The 22,369-nt window shown below is 38.4% G+C and carries 18 protein-coding genes; 8 read left to right on the top strand and 10 right to left on the bottom strand.

Annotation, left to right across the window (positions count from 1 at the left end):
* Position 1: 1 nt before the first annotated feature.
* The 3 genes from R2Q94_RS11885 to R2Q94_RS11895 all read right to left on the bottom strand — a co-directional run bounded on the left by R2Q94_RS11885 (position 2) and on the right by R2Q94_RS11895 (position 5,491).
* Complete coding sequence (locus tag R2Q94_RS11885) at positions 2 to 3,370, bottom strand: TonB-dependent receptor (RefSeq protein ID WP_316821678.1); 3,369 nt, start codon at positions 3,368 to 3,370, stop codon at positions 2 to 4.
* 231 nt (positions 3,371 to 3,601) lie between these two features.
* Positions 3,602 to 4,810, bottom strand: a complete 1,209-nt coding sequence (locus R2Q94_RS11890) for a FecR family protein (RefSeq protein ID WP_316821679.1) — start codon at positions 4,808 to 4,810, stop codon at positions 3,602 to 3,604.
* 90 nt (positions 4,811 to 4,900) lie between these two features.
* Positions 4,901 to 5,491 carry an RNA polymerase sigma factor gene (locus tag R2Q94_RS11895; protein ID WP_316821680.1) on the bottom strand — a complete coding sequence of 197 codons (591 nt, stop codon included), beginning with the start codon at positions 5,489 to 5,491 and terminating at the stop codon, positions 4,901 to 4,903.
* A 191-nt stretch (positions 5,492 to 5,682) separates the two neighbouring features.
* On the opposite strand from R2Q94_RS11895, the gene R2Q94_RS11900 reads away from it, so the two are divergent.
* From R2Q94_RS11900 to R2Q94_RS11935, 8 genes are all read left to right on the top strand, one after another.
* Positions 5,683 to 6,120, top strand: a complete 438-nt coding sequence (locus tag R2Q94_RS11900) for a hypothetical protein (RefSeq protein WP_316821681.1) — start codon at positions 5,683 to 5,685, stop codon at positions 6,118 to 6,120.
* Between the two features lie 186 nt (positions 6,121 to 6,306).
* Positions 6,307 to 6,540 (top strand): 50S ribosomal protein L28, encoded by a 234-nt coding sequence (gene rpmB, locus R2Q94_RS11905; RefSeq protein ID WP_039866682.1) that lies wholly within the window; start codon positions 6,307 to 6,309, stop codon positions 6,538 to 6,540.
* A gap of 40 nt (positions 6,541 to 6,580) precedes the next feature.
* A complete protein-coding gene (rpmG, locus tag R2Q94_RS11910; RefSeq protein WP_008242799.1) occupies positions 6,581 to 6,763 on the top strand; it encodes a 50S ribosomal protein L33 in 183 nt (60 codons plus the stop codon).
* 38 nt (positions 6,764 to 6,801) lie between these two features.
* Positions 6,802 to 6,963, top strand: a complete 162-nt coding sequence (locus tag R2Q94_RS11915) for a DUF4295 domain-containing protein (RefSeq protein ID WP_069378912.1) — start codon at positions 6,802 to 6,804, stop codon at positions 6,961 to 6,963.
* 72 nt (positions 6,964 to 7,035) lie between these two features.
* The gene (gene ftsY, locus R2Q94_RS11920) at positions 7,036 to 7,998 is read left to right on the top strand and encodes a signal recognition particle-docking protein FtsY (protein WP_316821682.1); all 963 of its coding nucleotides are present in this window, start codon (positions 7,036 to 7,038) and stop codon (positions 7,996 to 7,998) included.
* 41 nt (positions 7,999 to 8,039) lie between these two features.
* The gene (rimO, locus tag R2Q94_RS11925; RefSeq protein ID WP_316821683.1) at positions 8,040 to 9,374 is read left to right on the top strand and encodes a 30S ribosomal protein S12 methylthiotransferase RimO; all 1,335 of its coding nucleotides are present in this window, start codon (positions 8,040 to 8,042) and stop codon (positions 9,372 to 9,374) included.
* Positions 9,375 to 9,420: 46 nt separating this feature from the next.
* Positions 9,421 to 11,010 carry a bacillithiol biosynthesis cysteine-adding enzyme BshC gene (bshC, locus tag R2Q94_RS11930; protein ID WP_316821684.1) on the top strand — a complete coding sequence of 530 codons (1,590 nt, stop codon included), beginning with the start codon at positions 9,421 to 9,423 and terminating at the stop codon, positions 11,008 to 11,010.
* 2 nt (positions 11,011 to 11,012) lie between these two features.
* Complete coding sequence (locus R2Q94_RS11935; RefSeq protein WP_316821685.1) at positions 11,013 to 12,098, top strand: Ldh family oxidoreductase; 1,086 nt, start codon at positions 11,013 to 11,015, stop codon at positions 12,096 to 12,098.
* A gap of 81 nt (positions 12,099 to 12,179) precedes the next feature.
* On the opposite strand, the gene R2Q94_RS11940 is transcribed toward R2Q94_RS11935, so the two are convergent.
* The 7 genes from R2Q94_RS11940 to R2Q94_RS11970 form a co-directional block, all read right to left on the bottom strand.
* Positions 12,180 to 14,090, bottom strand: a complete 1,911-nt coding sequence (locus R2Q94_RS11940) for a SusD/RagB family nutrient-binding outer membrane lipoprotein (RefSeq protein ID WP_316821686.1) — start codon at positions 14,088 to 14,090, stop codon at positions 12,180 to 12,182.
* A 41-nt stretch (positions 14,091 to 14,131) separates the two neighbouring features.
* On the bottom strand, positions 14,132 to 17,245 hold the full coding sequence (locus tag R2Q94_RS11945) for a SusC/RagA family TonB-linked outer membrane protein (protein ID WP_316821687.1): 3,114 nt from the start codon (positions 17,243 to 17,245) through the stop codon (positions 14,132 to 14,134).
* 99 nt (positions 17,246 to 17,344) lie between these two features.
* On the bottom strand, positions 17,345 to 18,460 hold the full coding sequence (locus R2Q94_RS11950) for an ROK family protein (protein WP_316821688.1): 1,116 nt from the start codon (positions 18,458 to 18,460) through the stop codon (positions 17,345 to 17,347).
* A 278-nt stretch (positions 18,461 to 18,738) separates the two neighbouring features.
* Positions 18,739 to 19,935 carry a signal peptidase I gene (gene lepB, locus R2Q94_RS11955; protein WP_316821689.1) on the bottom strand — a complete coding sequence of 399 codons (1,197 nt, stop codon included), beginning with the start codon at positions 19,933 to 19,935 and terminating at the stop codon, positions 18,739 to 18,741.
* A 6-nt stretch (positions 19,936 to 19,941) separates the two neighbouring features.
* Positions 19,942 to 20,682: a 4-hydroxy-tetrahydrodipicolinate reductase gene (dapB, locus tag R2Q94_RS11960; protein ID WP_316821690.1), complete on the bottom strand. Its 741-nt coding sequence runs from the start codon at positions 20,680 to 20,682 to the stop codon at positions 19,942 to 19,944.
* 46 nt (positions 20,683 to 20,728) lie between these two features.
* The gene (locus tag R2Q94_RS11965) at positions 20,729 to 21,442 is read right to left on the bottom strand and encodes a DUF5683 domain-containing protein (RefSeq protein ID WP_316821691.1); all 714 of its coding nucleotides are present in this window, start codon (positions 21,440 to 21,442) and stop codon (positions 20,729 to 20,731) included.
* Positions 21,442 to 22,362 (bottom strand): ParB/RepB/Spo0J family partition protein, encoded by a 921-nt coding sequence (locus tag R2Q94_RS11970; protein WP_316821692.1) that lies wholly within the window; start codon positions 22,360 to 22,362, stop codon positions 21,442 to 21,444. The genes R2Q94_RS11965 and R2Q94_RS11970 overlap by 1 nt, the downstream gene beginning before the upstream one ends.
* Between the last annotated feature and the right edge of the window lie 7 nt (positions 22,363 to 22,369).

Consider the following 22,369-nt stretch of genomic DNA (forward strand, 5'->3'; position numbering starts at 1 on the left):
CCTATTTAAGCGTTACCGATAATCCAATGTTTATTAATCGCGTGGTTGGATACACATATCCGTAGACATTACTCGCAACCTCAGGATCAAATTGATAGCGTTTATAAAAATCGGAGACGGTAAAAAGGTTGTAGCCATTTGCATAAACCCTTACTGCGCTCATTCCTAATTTATCCGCAAATGTTTGTGGTACTCTATATCCGATCTCCGCAGAACGCAATCGGAGGAAATCAGTACTGGTAGCCCAGAAAGTAGACAGGTTTCCCTCAGGATTCATGTAAGTTCCTGCAAACGTGGTCGTCAATGCAGGAAAAGTAGCGGTATTAGCAGTTTCCGGCGTCCATCTTTCCTTATGGAATTCTTGCAATTGTGTTTTGAATGGTACTGCGGAGTCAAAACCAGTATAAGATTCTCCATTTAGGTTAGACTGGAAAAGCATAGAAATGCTAAAGCCTTTGTAGTCGAAACCTATGGTGGTTCCGATAACCGTATTTGGGACGTTTGGATTACCTACAAATGCCATATCTTCTACGTTGATAATGCCATTTCCGTCCAGATCTTTATACTTTAACCAACCTGCTTTGATCGTTCCCGAAGGTTTTGCTGTTCCAAGATCGTTGACCTCATCTTGTGTATAAAACTGGCCGGTCCAAATGTATTTCTTAGCCAGTCCAACCGATAATCCTGTTCCTCTCTGCCATGGTTTTGAAGCATCCGGCTCAGGTTCATCCATAAAGACGATTTTATTTTTAGCATAGCTGAAATTTGTTTTAATGCTATAACCTAAGTTACCGATTCTGGATTTATGGCTCAATTCGATTTCAAAGCCTTTATTAGATACGGCACCCAGATTCACGGGAGGTAAAGTTGAGGTTGGCACACCAAAAGAAGATGGTACTGTACGACGATTGATCAAGATTTTATCCCTAAAATTATCGAAGTAATCAAAGCTACCGCTTAGTTTTCCACTAAACATGGAGAAATCCAATCCGATATTCGCTTTCCGTTCTGTTGCCCAGGTCACCTCATTATTTCCAAGTTTTCCTTCAAAAATGGTTGGAAAAGAATTTGCGGTTTCCCCTAGATTATAGTTTGTCCCATTGCTATAATAACTTTCATAACCATATTGGTAACCAGCTATATCATCACTTCCGGTATAGCCATAAGAGCCTCTGAATTTAAACATCTCGATAAAAGGAAGCGCCTTCTCCATAAAAGATTCTTTAGAGATGTTCCAACCTGCGGAGACTGCAGGGAACCAGGTATATCGCTTCTGAGAAGTAAAATTAGAGGAACCGTTGTAGGCACCACTCAGTTCAAACAGATATTTTTCTTTAAAATTATACGTCCCACGGAATGTGTATCCGAGGAAATTACTTGGTGGTTTTGCGGCCACAATTCTACTTGATCTGTTATAAAGCAGTAATCCGGCAACGTCATGGTCTCCAAAAGTTCGCTGATAAGTTAAAATTCCCTGATAGGTCATGATTTTGGCCGGCAGATCGGTTCCTGCTCCGGTATAACCAAGGCTCAATGGAGACACCCGATATACGTTAATGTCTTTTGGTGTATAGCTACCATCCAGAGGATTGTAATAAAAAGAAGGAATTGGTCCTCTACCTAGGGTACGTGTGGCAGCATTGTTATTTGAATAGGCGAAAAGCCCTTTTAGAGACAAGCCTTTTGTGATGGCATCCAATTTCTGAACTGCAGAAAAATTAGAGCTGAGGAAATTGTTGAAATTTCTGTTATAACCACTTAAGGCAACAATTGCGGCTACACTATTCATTCCATCTCTTGGGGAGAAGACTGCAGGGTTTGCAAAGCCGAAACTTCCGTCTGGATTGTAAACCGGATAAGCGTAAGGATTCACGTACTCGTATTGTGTCATTTGAAAGCCCAGGTTTCCAACGTCCGGTGAATTCCGCTCACTGAAAGTACCATTTAAATCCAGGCTTAATTTAAGCGAGGGTGTTGCATCTATGTCTAAATTAGATCGGAATTTATACCGTTTAAAATAGTAATTGGTATTGATTGGTGATTTATCAGGAACCGGCATTGCGCCTTTGTATTCCATCTTATTGAATAAACCATCTTGAAACAGGTAACCTACAGAAGTGAAATACTTCACCTTTTCGGTACCTCCAGAGATGTCTACGTTATGGTCTGTTTGAATGGCGGACTTACCGAAAACTTTGTCGTACCAATTGATATCTGGATGACCATAAGGATCTTCACCAGATTGAAAAAGATCCAGATCCTCCTGTGTAAACTGAGGGTTAAGGTTGTCATTTTTCAGTGCTTCATTGCGTAAAATCGCTGCGTCGTAGGAGCCCAATGCTTTGAATGGAGATACTGCCAGATTAACTCCTACTTCCGACCTAAGATTGATCACTGGCTTACCCAATTTACCTCTTCTTGTAGTCACGAGGATAACACCATTTGCACCTTTAATTCCATAAATGGAGGTTGAAGCAGCATCTTTTAATATGGAAACATTTTCAATTTCATTTTGGTCAATCATTGCAAACTGACTCAAATCATACTCTATATTGTCTACTAAAATTAATGGTGAGGTAGAGAAACCTGAAAGTGTGCTTACTCCCCTTACATAGATCTGAGCAGCATCATTACCTGGTTGGCCGGTTCTCTGCAAGGTGGTTAGCCCTGTTACCTTTCCGGTTAACATATTCTGTAAACTTGCACCTGGTGTGCTGTTGATTTCTTCTCTGGTTACCTGAGCTACAGAGGAGGTTACTGTCGCTTTTTTTTGCTTACCATAACCAACAATCACGATATCACCATCCAAATCATTGGAAGTAGGAACCAGTTTAATGACTACATTATTGCTGACTTTCACTTCCTGAGTGTTGAACCCAACATAGCTGATCACGAGGACGTCATCGTTCAATAGACCTTTAAAAGCGAATTTCCCCTGTCCATCGGTGATGGCGACTTGTCCGGAGCGCTTTACTTTTACCGTTGCGCCTGGAATTCCTTGTCCGGTTTCATCCAATACTTTTCCAGAAATATCAGTCATGAGGAACATTTGCTGGGAAAAAGAAGGATTTTCTTTACGGACTTTAACCGTAATGATATTATTTTTAATAGAGTAGGTTAAGGGTTGATTGATGAATAGTTTTTCTAATGTTTCTTCTAAAGAGAGCTTTTCGACGTTAATATTTACCAGATTCGCATTTTTTATGGAATTGGAAATATAAACCAGGTCATAACCACTTTGCTTCCCAATAGCTTTTAACACCCGTTCCAGGGAAGCATTTGTCCTGGATAAAGTGATTTTATTCTGAGCATAGGTGGAGGCGCTGACTTGTAGCATTACCGTAAAACTCAATAACAGGGTTAATTTCATGGTTAGTAATATCTTATCCTTGACATAGGATGCCCTATACGAGTTAAAATCGTAAAATTTCATACATTTGGTTTGTTTAGGTTTGAGACAAATGCCGGCACATGAAAATGAGCTGGCCATTCATCAATTTTGATTCTCTATCTAATTTTTGAACGGGGACCTAAACGCATTAGACCAGGAGCGCTCCAACGCTTCTGGTTTTATTTAGTCCACCGTTTCGAGTTGTAAAATTTACTTCATAACGGTGATCCTCCTTCCTTCTACTTTAAATCGGAATTTTTCTGTTGATTCTAATACATTGAGGATATTGGCGAGGCTTCTTGACTTTGAAACGATTCCTCCGAGTTCCACATTTTCTATTTCTCCTTGATAAACAACCTCTACGTTATACACTCTCTCGATGTTTCTCATGATGGTTTTCAGGTCATCATCTAAAGAAAAATAGCCATCTTTCCAGGCAAGGACTTCTTGCAAGTCAACTTTCCTTACGTTCAACGTTCCATTTTCTAAAACGGATTGTTCCCCGGGAACGAGTCTTTTCTGGTTTGTGTATGCTTGTTTTTTAATTTCTGTTTCCATATTCACTAGTACACTTCCTTCTGCGAGCGTAGTTTTTACTACGGATTCATTCTGGTAAGCATTGATGTTAAAATGCGTTCCCATCACTTCTACGACTTGCCCTCTGCTGCTTACTTTAAAAGGTACACCTTCATGTTTTGCTACTTCAAAATAGGCTTCACCGGTTAGGATAACCAACCTTTCTTTACCTATAAACTGCGGCGCGTATTTTATGCTGGACATGGCATTTAACCAAACTCTGGTTCCATCTGGAAGGTTAATCTGATATTTGCTCCCTGCAGGGGTGGAAATGCTATTGTATGCAGATTGAACTGTTTTTCTATGTTTTGAAGCATTGTTTTCCTTCCCTGCAGCTATATCATAGATCAATTGCCCATCGGAAGTCTTGGTGATTTTTATTCCTGATTGCACTGCAATCTTCCCATTTGCAGCATCAGTAAGACTGATTTCGGTACCATTAGCCAGGGTCAGGACGGCCTTATTTTCCGGTGTTTTTATCGCATACTCCTGATGCTTACCATATTGCTCAGGTATTTCATGCGGAGTATCTTGGTTCAGAAACATCGTTACAGATAAACTAATGAGCAGAATTGCAGCCGCTGCATAGCCATAAATTGTTTTCAATTTATATTTTTTTACTACTTTCGGAAGGGCCTTTTCTTTAATTTTAACCAGCAGCAGGGGATCAGGGAGTTCATATTGGAGCTCATCGCTAAGCTTATCCTGATAAGCCATAAGCAGTATTTCATAGGCATCATCATCCAGTTCCGCCAGATATTGATTAAATACCTGATGATCGGTTTCTGAAGCAAATCCTTTTGAGAATTTATCTAAAATATTTTCTATATCCTGCCTTTCCATGTCTTCGATTACTTGTAAGACGGAGCCGATTGAAAAAGGTACACCTCCTTTTCAAAAGATTTATTAAAATAAAACTATAGCTGAAAAAGACTAAGAAAGAATAAGAATAAACCAGCATAACAAAGGCCAGCCGGTTTTATGACGCAACTCCTTTTTAATGGTATGAATGGCTTCGTAAAGTTGTTTCTTTACGGCAGATGAAGAAATGTTCAACGCTTTGGCTATTTCATCTATAGACATCTCCTCTTCCATGCGCATGTCAAAAATCCTGCGCCTTTGCGGAGATAAATCCTGTAGTGCCTGCTTTGCTATTTTATAATACTCCTCATATACCAATTGATCATGGACGGAGGCTAGCTCCTGACAAGCATCATTCCCTACCATATTGATCAGGCGTAGCTGTGAACTCTGACGCCCCCGTTGGTCCAGCAGCTGATTTTTTGCCATTTTAAATAGATAGGATTCAAAAGACCGTAGTTCTGCTATCTTTTCTTTCCGCATCCATACTTTAAGGAATACATCCTGAATGACTTCTTCTGTATCTTCCTTATTCTGATTGGCAAATGGATAAATAAAACGATAAAGTTTAGGCACATAGGTATTATATAGCGCAGCAAATGCTTCCCAGTCCCCTGAAGCTACCTTCTCTAATAAATCCTGATTTTCAATACTCGTTTGCACCCCCCCAAAAATGTTAACAATATTAATATCCCTATAAAACTTGCTCAAGTTACATTTTATTCAGAATCTCCAATTATTTATTTGGCATTCCAATTCATTTATTCTTGAAAGTTGCGAGCAGATATATTATATATGAAATTAAACTAAAAGGTAGTCTTATTAGTCTATGCTTCAATACCTAATCGCAAATCATGAGCAAACAGTTATACGATCAGATTGCAAGAATTTTAAGAAGGGGAGAACTGGCTAACCAATATTACCAGACAGAGTCTTTAATATGGAATATTGACCCTGATCATACCGCGCATCAGGAAATGAGGAATACGCTTGAAGAAATTTACCAGATCAGGATTCCACTAACGATTGTATCTATGATGAAAGCCATCGATCTTCCTGGAATACATAATTTAATTTTATATAAAGTCATGCATCCCGAACTGCAGACTTCTAAACTGGCCTACGGAGTCACTCCTACTATATATCATATGGAGGAATATAAGCAACTTTGGTTAACACAGTTGGAAACAAACGAAAAGCCAGAACTGATACATTATATCAATGATTTGCGAGGATTTGTCTTACAATTTGAAAACCTCCTGAGTGATTTAGAAGAATCTGTGACCTTGTAATCCGTATAAAAGTTGTATATTGCGCCCCGAGAGCATCCACGGTAGGAATCTGGGCAGCAGTCCGTAACACGCTGTAAATAAATTCAAAATATTTTAGATACCTACTTGATGATTACAAATATTTTATTGATATTTGCACACTCTTAAAAAAATTAAGAAAACATAATTAACACTATATTTAAAGGCATGTCTAGAGTTTGTGATTTAACCGGAAAAATGGCAATGACAGGTTTTAATGTTTCTCACTCAAACGTTAAAACTAAGCGTAAGTTTTATCCCAACTTACAACTTCAGAAATTTTATATTCCTGATGAGGATCGTTGGATAACCCTGAAAGTTTCTACTTCAGCTATCAAAACCATTAATAAAATTGGTATTACTGAGGCGATCAATCGCTTCATGAAAAAAGGATATTTGTAAATAACAATGGTTGATGTGAATCGACCTTAAGATTAATAAAATGGCAAAAAAAGGTAACAGAGTACAAGTTATTCTAGAGTGTACGGAGCATAAAACTAGTGGCATGCCTGGTATGTCTAGATATATCTCTACTAAAAACCGTAAAAACACTACTGAGAGATTAGAATTGAAAAAATTCAACCCAGTTTTGAAAAAGGTAACTGTACATAAAGAAATTAAGTAATACATTTAGTATTTAACTAAATACAATCTATTTAGATCATGGCAAAAAAGGTAGTTGCAACCCTTAAAACGGGAAAAGGTAAAGAATATTCGAAAGTTATTACAATGACTAAATCACCTAAATCAGGTGCATATTCTTTCAAAGAAGTTATTGTTCACAACGATCACGTTCAAGATGCTATTTCTGCATCCAAAAAATAATTTTAATATTTAATTATATTAAAGCCGTCCCTTTTAAATGGGGAGGGCTTTTTTTGTTTAGTTAGACATTGTATGGGTTTATTTGATTTTTTCAAGAAAAAGGAAACCGCTCCCGAAGCGCAGGAAGCACTAGACAAGGGTTTAGAGAAAACTAAAGAAGGCTTTTTGACTAAAATCACAAAAGCCGTTGCGGGTAAATCAACAGTAGATGACGATGTACTCGATAATCTTGAAGAGGTTTTAGTAACATCTGATGTTGGTGTAACCACCACCTTAAAAATTATTGACCGTATACAGGCTCGTGTAGCTAAGGATAAGTATTTATCAACTTCGGAATTGCATCGTCTACTTCGTGATGAAATTCAATTGATGCTTTCTGAAAACAACAGCAATGATTTTCGCAAGTTTGAATACGGGCAGCATAAGCCTTATGTAATTATGGTAGTTGGTGTAAATGGTGTAGGTAAAACAACTACTATTGGTAAACTGGCGCACAAACTGAAGGCCGAAGGATTAAGTGTCGTTTTAGGTGCAGCGGATACTTTCAGAGCCGCAGCTGTTGAACAGATCAAACTATGGGGACAACGTGTTGGCGTACGTGTAGTGGCACAGGCAATGGGTTCAGATCCTGCTTCTGTTGCCTTCGACACCTTGCAGTCTGCAGTTGCCAATGGAGAAGATGTAGTCATTATTGATACTGCCGGTCGTTTACACAACAAAATCGGCCTGATGAATGAATTAGGCAAAATCAAGCATGTGATGGAAAAGGTAATCCCTTCAGCTCCACACGAAATTTTATTAGTATTGGATGGTTCAACAGGTCAGAACGCCTTTGAGCAATGTAAACAATTTACAGAGGCAACCGATGTAAATGCATTGGCCATTACTAAGCTGGATGGTACTGCTAAAGGCGGTGTCGTGATCGGCATTTCTGATCAGTTTAAAATCCCGGTAAAATATATAGGCGTTGGCGAAAAAGTAAACGACCTGCAATTATTTGACAAAAAAGCATTTGTAGACAGCTTGTTTAACTAATCGTTAGTTCAACAGAAGAATTCTACTCCAAATAAAAAAACATGAATACAAAAACCACATCTAAAATCATTCCCCTTAAAAAACCTAAAATCAATGTAATTACTTTGGGTTGTTCCAAAAATCTTTACGATTCAGAAGTTTTAATGGGTCAGCTTCGTGGTAATAGCATGGATGTGGCCCATGAATCCGATAAAATGGGCAAAGATGATATCGTAGTCATCAATACCTGTGGTTTTATCGACAATGCTAAGCAAGAATCAATCGACACCATTCTGCAATACAGCGAATTAAAAGACGCCGGAAAAATTGCAAAAGTAATTGTAACAGGATGTTTATCTGAAAGATATAAGCCTGAACTGGAAGCAGAAATCAGCAACGTAGATGCTTTCTTTGGCACAAATGATTTAAATAATATCTTACATTCTTTAGGTGCAAACTATAAGCATGAGCTGATTGGGGAAAGGTTATTAACCACTCCTTCACACTTCGCATATTTTAAAATTGCAGAAGGCTGTAACCGCCCCTGCTCTTTCTGTGCCATTCCTTTGATGCGTGGAAAACACGTTTCCAGAGATATGAATGAACTGGTAAATGAAGCAAAAATTCTGGCTGCTAATGGTACAAAAGAACTGATTCTTATTGCACAGGATTTGACCTATTATGGTTTAGATATTTACGGAAAACGTAATCTGGATGAATTGTTAAGACGCCTTTCTGATGTAAATGGAATCGAATGGATCAGATTACAATACGCCTACCCTTCTGGATTCCCAATGGAAATTTTGGATGCCATGAACGAGCGTGACAACATCTGTAAATATCTGGACATGCCTTTACAGCACATCACAGATAACATGTTGAAATCTATGCGCCGTGGAATTACAAAACAAAAAACCATTGATATCGTTAACCAAATCCGAGATAAAGTACCTAATATCGCTATGCGTACTACATTAATTTGTGGTTATCCTGGTGAAACAGAAGCTGATTTTGAGGAAATGCTGAGCTGGGTGGAAGAAACCAGATTCGACAGATTAGGTTGTTTCACTTATTCTCATGAAGAAAAAACTCATGCCCATGACCTGATTGATGATGTACCTGCAGAAGTAAAACAGGAACGTGTAGATGCCATTATGGAATTACAACAAGGTATTTCTTATGAGATTAACCAAGAAAAAATCGGTCATACTTATAAAGTACTGGTAGATAGAAAAGAAGGTGATTTCTTTATTGGACGTACGGAATTTGACTCTCCAGAGGTCGACAATGAGGTTTTAATTGATGCCGCTACAGGATATGCAGCCAATGGAAGCTTCGTAAATGTCAAGATTGACAGAGCTGAGGATTTCGATCTATATGGACAAATTGTAAAATAATGTTGTGATGTATTGACTTCTGGTTTATTAACTTAAATTCGTAGCAATGCAGGCCAAATACATCTCTTACCAAGAAACGAATGCCTTCTCCAACGTTGTACTGGATTACATCGGAGGAAAGGATCAGTTAAGTGCTTTTTATAAGTACACACCAGATTTTGAAGGCTTTGCTAAAGCCATCGCGAATCGCAATTTCAAAGGAAACCGGTCTACATTGACTCAGATCCTAAAAAAGCAATATGCTACCATTAAAGCTCCTGCTCTAGTGGAACAAAACATACAACTTCTAGCCGATGACCGGACTTATACCATTACCACCGGTCATCAGCTTAATATCTTCAGCGGTCCTCTTTACTTCATTTACAAAATTGTTACTGCCATTAACCTCGCAAAAGAGTTAAAGGAAAAGTTTCCCAATGAAAATTTTGTGCCTGTTTATTGGATGGCGACAGAAGACCATGATTTCGAAGAGATCAACCATGTGAAAATCGAGGACAAAAAACTCAGCTGGAATAAAAAAGCAGCAGGAGCTACCGGAAGATTAAACACGAATGATATTACAGAAACTTTATTGGCGTACAAAGGCTATCTGGGCATAACTGAAAATGGCCTTCAATTGGCTGAATTGGTAGAAAAAGCATACGGAACACCTAAGAAACTTTCTGATGCCACCAGAGCACTCGTAAACGCCTTGTTTGGAAAATATGGATTGGTATGTGTTGATGCAGATGAACCTGAATTAAAGAAAGAATTTGCCCCAATTATCGAAGCAGACATCATCGGTCAGCACAGCTTCAAGCAGATTTCAGATAGTAATGCTGCTCTAGAGGCAGAAGGCTATAAAATTCAGGTAAACCCAAGAGAGATTAATTTCTTTTACATGACAGACCAACTTAGGGAACGAATTGTTGAAGAACATAAGGTTTATAAAGTTTTGAATACGGATATTCAGTTTACTGAAGCCGAATTAAAACAGGAAATAAACGATTTCCCGGAACGTTTTAGTCCGAATGTAGTGATGCGACCTGTGTATCAGGAAGTAATTCTGCCAAACCTTGCCTATATCGGAGGTGGGGCAGAGCTGACTTACTGGCTGCAATTAAAAGCAAACTTCGACTATTATCAGGTTGATTTCCCGGTATTGTTACTTAGAAATTCCGCTTTAGTAATTGATAATCGTTCAGAACTCAAAATGCAAATTCTGGGGATCAGTCACATTGATCTCTTTAAAAATAATGAAGCACTTAAAAACGACTGGATCAAAACGCATGTTAATTTACAACTTACTTTAGGGGACGAACAGCGTACGATCAGTGCAGTCTTTGATCAGATCAAGCTCAATGCTTATAAAATTGATAAAACCCTTTCTCAGTCGACTGATGCCGCTAAAACAAAGGCTTTAAAATTGATTGTGAATCTGGAAAAGAAAATGCTAAGAGCTGAAAAACGCAAGCATGATACTTCCTTGTCACAAATTGACAATTTAAAAGGGAAACTTTTCCCTTCTGGGGTGTTACAGGAAAGGGTGTTGAATATTGCTCCATTGTATATCGCCTATGGTGATGATTTTATAGCATCACTCATTTCAAATTTCAAACCAATGGACCACCAGTTTACGGTTCTATTTGCTTCATAAAAATGATTTTTCACACTTTTACCGAACAAAGTTTACGTCAATTTACGGAAAGCGTATTCCTAAAAATGGGATGTCCTATCCAGGATGCCCAATTGGCAGCAGATGTATTGCTAAAATCCGATTTACGTGGAATAGACTCTCATGGGGTAGCCAGGTTAAGTGGCTATGTTAGATTATGGGAGAAGGAACGCATCAATGCGACACCCAACGTCCGTGTGGTTCATGAAACCCCAACTACGGCCACAGTAGATGGAGATGCCGGATTAGGATTGGTTGTTGCTCCTTTTGCAATGAAAGTGGCTATTGAAAAAGCGAGGATCTATGGTAGTGGCTGGGTCTCTGTTAAAAATTCTAACCATTTTGGAATTGCCGGATACCATGCTTTGATGGCAGTTGAACAAGATATGATCGGTGTCAGTATGACCAATGCCAGCCCTTTGGTAGCACCAACTTATGCAAATGAAAGACTATTGGGTACCAACCCAATGTGTTATGCTTTTCCTGCAGGGAAATACCCAGCTGTAGTAGTAGATATGGCTACCGCAGCAGCAGCAAATGGCAAACTGGAGATTGCCCAAAGAGCAGATCTTCCTATTCCCGAAGGATGGGTACAGGATAAAGATGGCAACACTTCAACAAACCCACATCAATTAAAGGATGGTGGTTCACTTTTACCTTTAGGGAGCGATAAAGACCATGGTAGTCATAAAGGTTATGGATTAAGCGCAACAGTAGATATCTTATCTGCTGTGCTATCTGGTGCAAATTACGGCCCATGGGTTCCTCCTTTTGTGGCTTTCCTGGAACCTTCTGCAAATCCTGTTGGTGAAGGTATTGGACATTTCCTTGGTGCCATGCGCATTGATGGCTTCCGTCCGGCAGCAGACTTTAAAGACCACCTGGACAACTGGATTGAACGTTTTCAGTCCGCAAAGACGATTAAAGCAGATCAAAAAGTGATTATACCTGGAGAGCCGGAATATGCTTTCGAGCAGGAACGTAAGGTCCAGGGAATTCCAATCATTGATGTGGTGGTTAAAGATCTGAACGAACTGGCAGAAAAACTTGGGATTGAAGGATTATCCTAAGCACTAACAACACTAAATCTAAAAATAAAAAGGCCTGCTGATCATATTTTGATCAGCAGGCCTTTCGTTTATTAAGCTAAATTAGTTCTTTTTAGCCCACCACAATGGAGTCAACACTTCATCAGGTCCACCTAAAGCAGTTAATGCCTGCTGGTAACCAGGCGCGTTTGTAGTTTGCAAACTTGAAGGGTATCTCAAACGTTGAGGGAAGAACTTAACATTACTGGTCATGTAGTTACTGTTATTTAATGCTGGTAAATTAGGTAATACATTTTCAATAGCCGGATTTTCAAAGAAAGGCAGTCCTAAACGTCTTTGGTCATTCCAGGCTTCTAATGGAAGCCAAGGGGTTTGAGCAATGAATTTCTGAGTGATGATCTTTGTTAAATGGTCGTTTTTAACAGTACCATTTTTATATAGATTATTCACTGGGTACAACACATTAGCAACACCTGCAACATTGGTATATCCATCAATATAATCCATAGCATGACTTGAACCTGGTTCAGTGATATGATCCCAGCTTACAGAAGTACCTACCCTATTGAAATCTTCAGATGTCAGGTAATTACCCACTGAATTAGATACACCCCAATATTCAAAACTAGCTCTGATACCCGCTTCATAAGCAAGTTTTCCGCCCATTGGAGTTGACCACCCACGCTCAGCTGCTTCAGCCAATAGGAAATAGGTTTCCCAAGGTGCGAAGAAAATACGTTTGCTGGTACTTGCTCTAAATTGGTTAGACAGACGTGGCATGGTACCTTCATAGGCTCTCACCTCATTCTTGGTTCCCTTTGCACCCCAATCGCCAGTATTTGAAGCATTCCAGGTATTTTTAGCATCAATTGTTTTTACTACTGTATTGGTAGCGCTCAATAGATTTCTGGTGGTCGTTTTAGCATCCGTAGTCCATGATGGATACGAATTGAAATTAGGATCAGAGAAATCACCAGGAATGATAAACGTTTTATATGCGCGTGGATCAATTACATTTGGCAGACCATCGAACCAATATCCTGCAGATGGGTTATTAGTCTTAGAAGTGAAGTGATCATCAAATTTTAATCCCAGATAGTTTGCAGGTTTAATAGATGACAAATAACTAGCTCCAAGCTGAGTTTCTGTTTTAATCCCACCCAGGCCTAAATAAATATTATTTAATGACGCTGAAATAAACTGCGGATTCCATTCTCTACTCATTACGCCGGTTAGGTCATCCCAACCTGGTCTCTCTTGTACTTGAAAAGTTTCATCTGTTGCTTTGATGAAATCACTCCCTGCTGCAGCCAATTCAAATTCAGTTTTAGCTTTTGCGGCATCTACTTCAGATAGTCTCATTGCCAAACGCATACGCATCGAGTTTGCATACTTTCTCCATTTTGCATAATCATAATTATATGCAGGATCCAGTTTTTTCAAAGCATCAGTATTTGCAACATTTAAATCAAGCTTAGCACTTGCCTCTTTTAATTCAAGTAGCAGATAATAATAGATTGTCTTTACATCTGAAAATTCCGGATTAGTTCCGCTAAAAGCCTTAGCGGGAATTGGTCCAAAATTGTCAGTCATTTCACTCATTAGGTAAGCTCTCCAGATTCTTGCCACCTGTATTAAGTTAGGGGTATAAGCTTTAGCCGTTCCCTTTGAGATTTGATCCTCACCAATTTGAATTGCTGTATTGGCACTATTTAGCCATGCAGCAATCTTATCATAATAAGCGCCGGTCCAGCCATCGTTATAGCTTCCTGAAGAGATCCCTCCATTACTATGCTGATGACCTGCCGTTTTCCAATAAAGGACAAATGAGCGCTCAGCAACATCTGGATTCATCTGGGCACCAATAATAGAGCCATTAATAAAGTACTCTGTTTGTACCTGATCACCATTTGCTTCAGTAGGACTTACATTGATTTGTTCGAATTTTTTACATGATGCCAATAACAACGTTGTGGTTAAAAGCATGCATGAGGTTTTTATAATTGTTTTCATCAGAATCTTGATTTATAAAGGAAATATCCTTTGGTAAAAAATTAGAAGCCCAGCGTTAAGTTAAATAAAAATGTACGTGTAGTTGGCGCACTGAAATTTTCAAATCCGGTAGCATTACTACCTGTAGCATATACAGACTCAGGATCAATACCGTTCATATCACCTGAAATTAACCATACATTATTGCAGGATACACCAATTTTTGCACGTTGAATAGGTGTTTTAGCTAAGAATTTAGTTGGAATAGAATAATTTACCTGAACATTTCTTAAACGAATATTGGTTGCATCATAAATATTTTCTTCTCCAATTCCAAGGTTTCCATAGCTGTGAATTTTAGCCCAATATCTTTCAGGTGTCGCAGGAATGTTATTCTGAACATATTGACCACTCCCATTTAATATTACTCCATTTACTACCATATTTTCTCTTAAGCCATTAGGAGCAGTAATTGCAGCAGTTCCATTTTCCTGCATTCCAGCATTAGTTCCAGAGAAAATCTGCCCACCAAAACGTGCGTCTACAAGGAATGAAAATCCGAATCCTTTATAAGCAAAACTGTTGGTAAAGCCTAGTAAGGCAGTAGCCTGTTGATTTCCTAGTCTTGTTTTTTGAACTCCTCTTTGAGGTAATCCATCTGCATCAAGAATTAGTTGGCCATAAAAAGCGCTTGAAACATCTTCTACTCTAAGGTATTTACTTCCGTAAATCTCTCCGTATTTTTGACCAGTCGCAGCCAAAACATATACATCGTCATAACCGCCTAATTGATATTCTTTGACTTCGGGAGTTATTGCTTTAACCTTATTGTTATTTGTCGAGAAGTTCAGCAACATATTCCAGTTCAAACCATCTTGATTTGACATCACTTTTGCGTCTACCATTGCTTCAAATCCAGTATTTTGAATATCACCGGCATTTACTCTTTTTTTCTCGTAACCACTTAATGGATCCATTGCTATTTCTAGTAACTGTCTGGTTGCATTTGATTTGTAATAAGCAACATCAAAACCAAATTTGCTATCAAAGAATCTCATCTCTGCACCTACTTCGAATGCTTTAATAAGCTCACTTCTAACATTAGGGTCATTTAGAACCTTATTTCTCGAAGCTGTTGTATTTCCATTCGGATCTTTAGAGATAGAATAAGTATTGTATAACTGATAAGCACTAAGATCATTACCTACTTCAGCATAAGAAGCTCTTAACTTACCATAGCTCATCCATGAAGGCAATGAACCGCCTATTTTAGTAATCATGTCAGAAAACACGAAAGAGGTACTTACAGAAGGATAGAAATAAGAACGGTTATTGGTATTCAAAGTACTGGTCCAGTCATTTCTAAAGGTCAGATCAAGGAATAAATACTGATCCCAGTTTATCTGTCCTGATCCATACACCGAGTTGATCTTTTTTCTATAAAAATCCTCTTCTATAGTTGCTCTGTTTACACCGTTATTTAAGGAGAAGAAGTTTGGCACAACCAATTCACCTGAGTTTGCGCTTATGCCTGAACGTTTAGTAGACATTAAGTTTCCACCTAGGGTCAATACACCACCAAATTTACTAAACAAATTATCTTCTTTAGCGGTTATTAAAGTACTGAAATTGGTTTCACTGAAAACATTCTTACCAGTACTGTATCTTCCTGTAGATACAATCGGACTACCACCATAGACTTTATTTTCTGTATTGGTTGTATACATATCCGCACCACCTTTAACTTCTGCGCTTAACCAGTTATTGAATTGGTACTTTAATGACCCATTCATTAAGAAACGATCTCTGATATCCTGATTCAAGTTATATTGGCGTGCCCAGTAAGGGTTGATTTGGTTACCTCCACCATACCACAACATTGTACCATCTTCCCTTTTAGCAGCACTAAAATCACGAATATCCATTGATCTTGGTAAGTTGTAAATTGCAGAAAAAGCATTTTCACTTCTTGAACCTAATATTGGTCTGTTTTCGGCATTGGTATTAGAGTACTGAATTTTAGTATCTGTTGTCCAACGATCGTCCTTTCCGAATTTAGTTACTGCTCTTGTAGTTAAATTTGTCCTGGTCAATTTAACGCCTGGAATAATGCTTTTATCATCAGAACGATTTAGGGAAGTATAAACTGAAGTTCCTTTAAATTGTTGCTGGAATGAAATCCCGTTGTTCAAGGAAATACCATTCTGGAAATAATTCTTGATGTTATCATAGCTTTGAAGTGCCGATTGTTCTCCATTCCATTTGGTCACCATCTGACCTTCAATTTTAGGCCCCCAACTTCCGTTTGAGATATTTTTAAAAATGCTGTTTTCACCTTGTCCGAATGAACTTTGCAAATCAGGACCAGTAAAAATACTTTCAATTCCTAAAGAAGAAGTTACCGTGATACCAAGACCATTTTGCGCTTTTCCTGATTTTGTAGTAATTAAAATTACGCCATTACCAGCTCTAGATCCATATAATGCCGAAGCCGAAGGTCCTTTAAGAACCGACATACTTTCAATATCTTCCGGATTGATATCTGCTAAACCATTACCCATGTCGAGACCTGGATTAGAAAAATCATTATTTTTCGCACCTGTAAAATTCTCCATTGGGACACCATCTACCACGATTAGAGGTTGATTATTACCCGTAAGTGAGTTATTACCTCTTAGCGTAATTTTGGATGAACCAGTCGGACCGCTACTAGAACGGGTAATTTGCAAACCAGCAACTTTACCTGACAATGCGTTTACCAGGTTTGGTTCTCTGGCATCAACCAACGTTTCACCTTTAAGCTCCTGCATGGCATATCCTAAAGATTTCTTTTCTCTTTTGATACCCAAGGCAGTAACCACCACCTCATTTAATTTATTCTCATCATCCTGAAGAACAACGTTGACATTAGCCGAGTTTCCTATGTTGACTTCTTTAGTACCTAAACCTACAGCAGAAAAAACCAAGATTGCACCCGGTTTCACTGTAATACTAAATTTTCCATCTCCATTTGTTGAAGTTCCATTTTTAGTGCCCTTTTCTGTGACACTTACGCCAGGGATGGGCTGCCCTGATTTTTCCGTTACCGTACCAGTAACTTTTTGTTGCGCATAAGCTGAAATTGTTATTACGCTTAATAACAAAACGGCCATACACTTTAAGTACATCTGTTTCATCTTCTAAAGATTTAGTTGTTAAAATTTGGTTAATTATGTTACTCCTGTTGCATTTAAAAGCTTTTAGCTTATCCCTAGACTAAAAAACTCTATTATATATTAATTAAAATTACAGTTCTCTATAACAAGTGTTGCTGCCCCTAAAAGTCCTGAATCAGCATTCATTTCGGATACCTTAATCTCTGTATGTTCCGCCAATCTAGGAATACAAAATTCATGAATTGCCTGTTGAATTGGCGCCATCATCATTTTTCCAGCCAATGCTCCTCTTCCACCCAAAACGATCAGTTCAGGATTTATAATATGAATTAATGTAGCAAGCCCTTTTCCGATTAGGAAAGCGGCATCCGCCAGAATAGACACAGCTAAAGGATCCCCTGCCTTAGCTGCTTCCAAAAAATGATCTCCGTGTAGTTTACTATCATCTAAAAAAAGTTGTTCCAAACTGGAACTCACTCCTTCATTAATTTGAGTTTTTGCTCTTTCCACTAATACCAATAATGAAGTATCAACCTCCAGACAGCCACGCTTTCCACAGGAACACAATTTATTACTCTGAGATAAAGGAATATGGCTAAACTCTCCCGCATACCCGCTATGGCCTCTGAATAAGCTTCCATTGATGATCATTCCCAAACCTACGCCCCAGCCAATGTTAACCACCAATACATCTTTGAGGTTTTTCCCTGTACCGAATTTAAATTCTGATAGGGCAATCATACTGGAATCATTGTCTATAAACACAGGTAAGCCTAATTCCTTAATTAAATAATTCCTTAAACTTCCTTGAGATTTAAAAAAACTATGATTGATCCCCTCTGCTACATTCACAAAACCAGGCATCCCCATACCTACACCAAGAATCTGCTCCATAGGAATTCCTGAACGCAAGATGTAATCTTTTAAAAATTTGATTAAGGTTTGAGAAAGTGCAGAATCATCTTTAAGCGTTAGCTTTAGCAATTCAGGTTCCATACGAACCTGATTCAATAAATCATATATGATCACCTGAGTAACCAATTGATCCATAGCTACAGCTACAATGTATCTTTGCTTTTCCTGATTTAAAAGGAAGGTTAGGGCTCTTCTGCCTCCGGTGGATGGAGCTAATCCATGTTCCAGGACATATCCGTCTTCCACCAGGTCATTGACTGCATTGGTGATTAAGGGCAGACTTTTATGCGTCAAATGACTTAATTCAGTAAGAGTTAACATCTTACTGTAGTACAAATGTTTGATCACATCGGTCCTTAACTGATGATATTTTTTTATACTGGCGGTCAATGTTTATAATTTAGTTAATCAAACTTAAATTATTTTATGCTAAAAACCCAATACTTATTAAATTATTTTTAAAGTATTAGGTACTTATACACAAAAGTATATAAAAATTATGCGTTTCAGCACTGTGAGTGCCTATCTCGTCCTGAAAAAAAAATAAAAAAAAAGGCTGATGCAATGTGCATCAGCCTTCAATAATTGGTTAAGTAGCTCTAGTTAATTCCTTTGAACAATCTATTCCATCGAATTTTACTGAAGAAAGATCCGTTGGTATCATAGCTCATCCAAATGAACAAGGCTTTTCCAACGATATGGTCTTCAGGAACAAAACCCCAATAACGAGAATCGGCAGATCTGTGACGATTGTCACCCATCATCCAGTAATAATCCATTTTAAAAGTATAGCTATCCGCAGCCACACCATTGATCAACCAACCTTTACCAGATTTCTCTACCTTATTTCCTTCATAAATACGGATACTTCTTTCATAAAGTGGCATAGTAACACTATCCAATTTAACAGTCCAGCCTCTTTTAGGGATAATAATAGGTCCAAAGTTATCTACATTCCAGTTTCTATTCGGGTCATAAGGAAAAATATCCGGATCTCTTTTACCTGCAGGCTCAGTCATTTCCTTCACCGACTGTACAAAATCCAACTTACGTACTTTATCCAGCATCTCTGCAGTCCCTGTAAATTGATAGGTATTTTGATTCATCGCAGCAATTTCATCAGCCACATTAAAGCCAATGTCTTCAAATATCTTGAAATTCACATCGGCAGTTTTAAACACCACTTCATAAGAAATCTGTCCAGTGTTTTTCAGTGGATCAGCTTTACCATTCAGGAATACCAAACCATTTTTCATACTGATGGTATCACCGGCAATCCCAATACATCTTTTGATATAATTTTCTCTTTTATCTACCGGGCGACTCACTATTGTAAACTGACTGTTTACCTGTTTCCATCCCAGGGAACGTACCATTTGGTAATAATCCTGATCCTGATATTCTAATGCAACGGTATCACCTTGTGGATAGTTAAACACCACGACATCATTTCTTTTGATATCTGAAAGACCTAGTAACCTACGGAACTTCCATTGTACGCCATCCCAATACGCTTTGGTACCAGTAATTGGCATGGTATGGTGAGCAAATGGAAAAGCAACAGGTGTCATAGGTATTCTCGCACCATAATTTACTTTACTTACAAATAAGAAATCCCCCACCAATAATGATCTTTCCATCGAGGCTGTAGGGATCGTATATGCTTCAATAAAAAACACCCGGATAATGGTGGCTGCTATAACCGCGAACAAAATGGCGTCGAACCATTCGCGGCTTTTGGTTTTTTTCTTACTTGGCTTGGCATCCTTATTCTTTTGCCAGAATTTCCAATTCATACTTTTTTATTTAAAATTAAATATATCGGCTATGTTATAAAAGCCTTGTTTATTTTGCAACCACTCCGCTGCAACTATAGCACCCAAAGCAAACCCAGCACGGTTATGTGCGGTATGTTTGATCTCAATCTCGTCCACTTCAGAACTATACACTACAGTATGCGTTCCGGGAACACTCTCAATACGGTGTGATTCGATCAGCACCTGATCTTTTTTAACCACTTCTTCAAATGGACTACCTACCAGTTCATTCACCCATTCCTTCTTGCTGTCCAGCTCTTCAATAATACCTTCTGCAATGGTCATGGCTGTACCACTTGGGGAATCCAGCTTTTGTGTGTGGTGAATCTCTTCAACCTGCACGTCATAAGCGGGGAAGTTATTCATTACTTTTGCCAAAACCTGATTGATATGGAAAAAGATATTTACACCAATACTGAAGTTTGATCCATATAATAAGGTATTGTTACTACTTAAGCATTCGTCTTTCACTTCCTGTAACTGTCCGTACCAACCTGTAGAACCAACAACGATAGGCACATTTGCCTCAAAGCAAAGGTAAATATTAGCAATTGCCGCATCTGGAATACTAAAATCAATGGCTACATCAGCTTTTGAGAGATTAGCAACATTAAGTTCTTCCAGATTGGATGAGCTGATTTTCAGGACCACTTCGTGACCTCTTTCTAAAGCAAAACGTTCAATAATCTGACCCATTTTACCGTAACCCAATAGTGCTATTTTCATTTTTGTTGGTTCAATTAATAGTTTAATATTTTATCGTCTATACGATTTAAAAGTTGATGGCGACTTTAAGTCCTGGAGCAGGTAAATGTAATCCGTACATCGTATTGTTTCCATACATACCATTATTATTGATAATGGTAGGACCAACTTTAACAGACACATCTCCTACATCAAAATATTTCAATCTGGCATCTACATAAGCATCTACAACATTCAAAAGATAAAGCCCTATATAAGAGAAAATGATCACATCCTTATTTCTTCTATAAGTATCTTTTGCGGTGATCAAATTCTGATCACTTACCAATGTATAATTTTTATTCAGTTCTTCTGTAGGTTTAGTGATGCCTGGGGGAGGAACCCCGTTATTATTTTTCACAGCTTCTTCATAGGCTCTATACTCCTGTCTGAGCTGGAGCTCCTTAAGAAAGATATGGTAATTTTTATTGTTGTCAATAAAAGAAAGTGTCAACAAAGTGGCGCCAGTATAAATACCTGCCACCTTTAAGCCACGATAAACATTAAAACCGCTTCTGATCTGTCCCAGTCCAGGCACTATGGCGGAACGGAACAATGCTTTTCGCCCTGCTATTTTACCAGGATTTACGTATTTGGGTTTTAAAGTATCTACTTTATTTTTAACAGGAGGATTGACTACAGCGGCAGTATCTTTTTTAACAGGAACAGGGCTTACTTCCTGCGCAATTGCTGCAATGGAAGCCACAAATAGTAAAACCGACAAAAGGAAAGCCTTTGACATTACCAATCTAATAATTCTAAAATTCTGCTCAGATCATCTTCAGACATAAAAGGAATTTCAATTGCACCTTTACCGTTCTCCCCCACCTTAAGTTTCACTTTCGTAGAAAACTTGGTAGCTAGATCTTTCTGCAGTTTTTGATATTCAAAAGATATGCCATTTGGCTGTTTAGGGCCTTTAGCACTTAGGTCCATGCTATTGATACTTCTCACCAATTCCTCTACTTTTCTAACGGAGAGGCCTTTTTCAATTATTTCACGATGGATAAAGAGCTGTTTTTCGACATCTTCTACATTGATCAATGCTCTGGCGTGCCCCATCGATATTTTCTGATCTCTAATCGAGATCTGAATTGAAGGGGGTAATTTCAATAATCGAAGGTAATTGGTCACGGTAGTCCGGTTTTTACCCACACGCTCTCCCAATTGTTCCTGTTTTAAATTACATTCTTCGAGCATTCTTTGGAAAGACAGGGCGACTTCAATGGCATTCAGGTTTTCACGTTGAATGTTTTCAATCAATGCCATCTCCAGCATTTGCTGGTCATTGGCATTGCGTACATAGGCTGGAATTTCGGTCAGACCGGCCAGTTTAGAAGCTCTTAACCTGCGTTCACCGGAAATGAGTTGGTACCTATTCCCTACTTGCTTTCTAACGGTAATTGGCTGAATCAGTCCTTGTACCTTTATTGACTCTGAAAGTTCAATTAAAGCAACCTCATCAAATTCCGTACGTGGCTGGTAAGGATTGGTATCAATGTCAATAATTTTGATATGTCCAATAGCACTATTATTGCTACTTTCCTGCCTGGTCTCGCTTACAGGATTGACTCCGTTTTTCGGTGGATTAACCGAGTCGCTGTCATCTAAAAGCGCACTTAATCCTTTACCTAAACCTGTTTTTCGCTGAAAAGATGTCATTAAAATA

The organism is Pedobacter gandavensis (assembly GCF_032678465.1).
In the GTDB taxonomy this organism is placed as follows: domain Bacteria; phylum Bacteroidota; class Bacteroidia; order Sphingobacteriales; family Sphingobacteriaceae; genus Pedobacter; species Pedobacter gandavensis_B.

Bases quoted from the DNA above. Each gene is read 5' to 3' on its own strand.
- ftsY (WP_316821682.1), top strand. From the start codon at position 7,036: ATGGGTTTATTTGATTTTTTCAAGAAAAAGGAAACCGCTCCCGAAGCG.
- R2Q94_RS11950 (WP_316821688.1), bottom strand. From the start codon at position 18,460: ATGTTAACTCTTACTGAATTAAGTCATTTGACGCATAAAAGTCTGCCC.
- R2Q94_RS11885 (WP_316821678.1), bottom strand. From the start codon at position 3,370: ATGAAATTAACCCTGTTATTGAGTTTTACGGTAATGCTACAAGTCAGC.
- lepB (WP_316821689.1), bottom strand. From the start codon at position 19,935: ATGAATTGGAAATTCTGGCAAAAGAATAAGGATGCCAAGCCAAGTAAG.
- R2Q94_RS11915 (WP_069378912.1), top strand. From the start codon at position 6,802: ATGGCAAAAAAGGTAGTTGCAACCCTTAAAACGGGAAAAGGTAAAGAA.
- R2Q94_RS11940 (WP_316821686.1), bottom strand. From the start codon at position 14,090: ATGAAAACAATTATAAAAACCTCATGCATGCTTTTAACCACAACGTTG.
- rpmB (WP_039866682.1), top strand. From the start codon at position 6,307: ATGTCTAGAGTTTGTGATTTAACCGGAAAAATGGCAATGACAGGTTTT.
- R2Q94_RS11945 (WP_316821687.1), bottom strand. From the start codon at position 17,245: ATGAAACAGATGTACTTAAAGTGTATGGCCGTTTTGTTATTAAGCGTA.
- R2Q94_RS11900 (WP_316821681.1), top strand. From the start codon at position 5,683: ATGAGCAAACAGTTATACGATCAGATTGCAAGAATTTTAAGAAGGGGA.
- rpmG (WP_008242799.1), top strand. From the start codon at position 6,581: ATGGCAAAAAAAGGTAACAGAGTACAAGTTATTCTAGAGTGTACGGAG.
- R2Q94_RS11965 (WP_316821691.1), bottom strand. From the start codon at position 21,442: ATGTCAAAGGCTTTCCTTTTGTCGGTTTTACTATTTGTGGCTTCCATT.
- R2Q94_RS11970 (WP_316821692.1), bottom strand. From the start codon at position 22,362: ATGACATCTTTTCAGCGAAAAACAGGTTTAGGTAAAGGATTAAGTGCG.
- R2Q94_RS11890 (WP_316821679.1), bottom strand. From the start codon at position 4,810: ATGGAAAGGCAGGATATAGAAAATATTTTAGATAAATTCTCAAAAGGA.
- R2Q94_RS11935 (WP_316821685.1), top strand. From the start codon at position 11,013: ATGATTTTTCACACTTTTACCGAACAAAGTTTACGTCAATTTACGGAA.
- dapB (WP_316821690.1), bottom strand. From the start codon at position 20,682: ATGAAAATAGCACTATTGGGTTACGGTAAAATGGGTCAGATTATTGAA.
- bshC (WP_316821684.1), top strand. From the start codon at position 9,421: ATGCAGGCCAAATACATCTCTTACCAAGAAACGAATGCCTTCTCCAAC.
- rimO (WP_316821683.1), top strand. From the start codon at position 8,040: ATGAATACAAAAACCACATCTAAAATCATTCCCCTTAAAAAACCTAAA.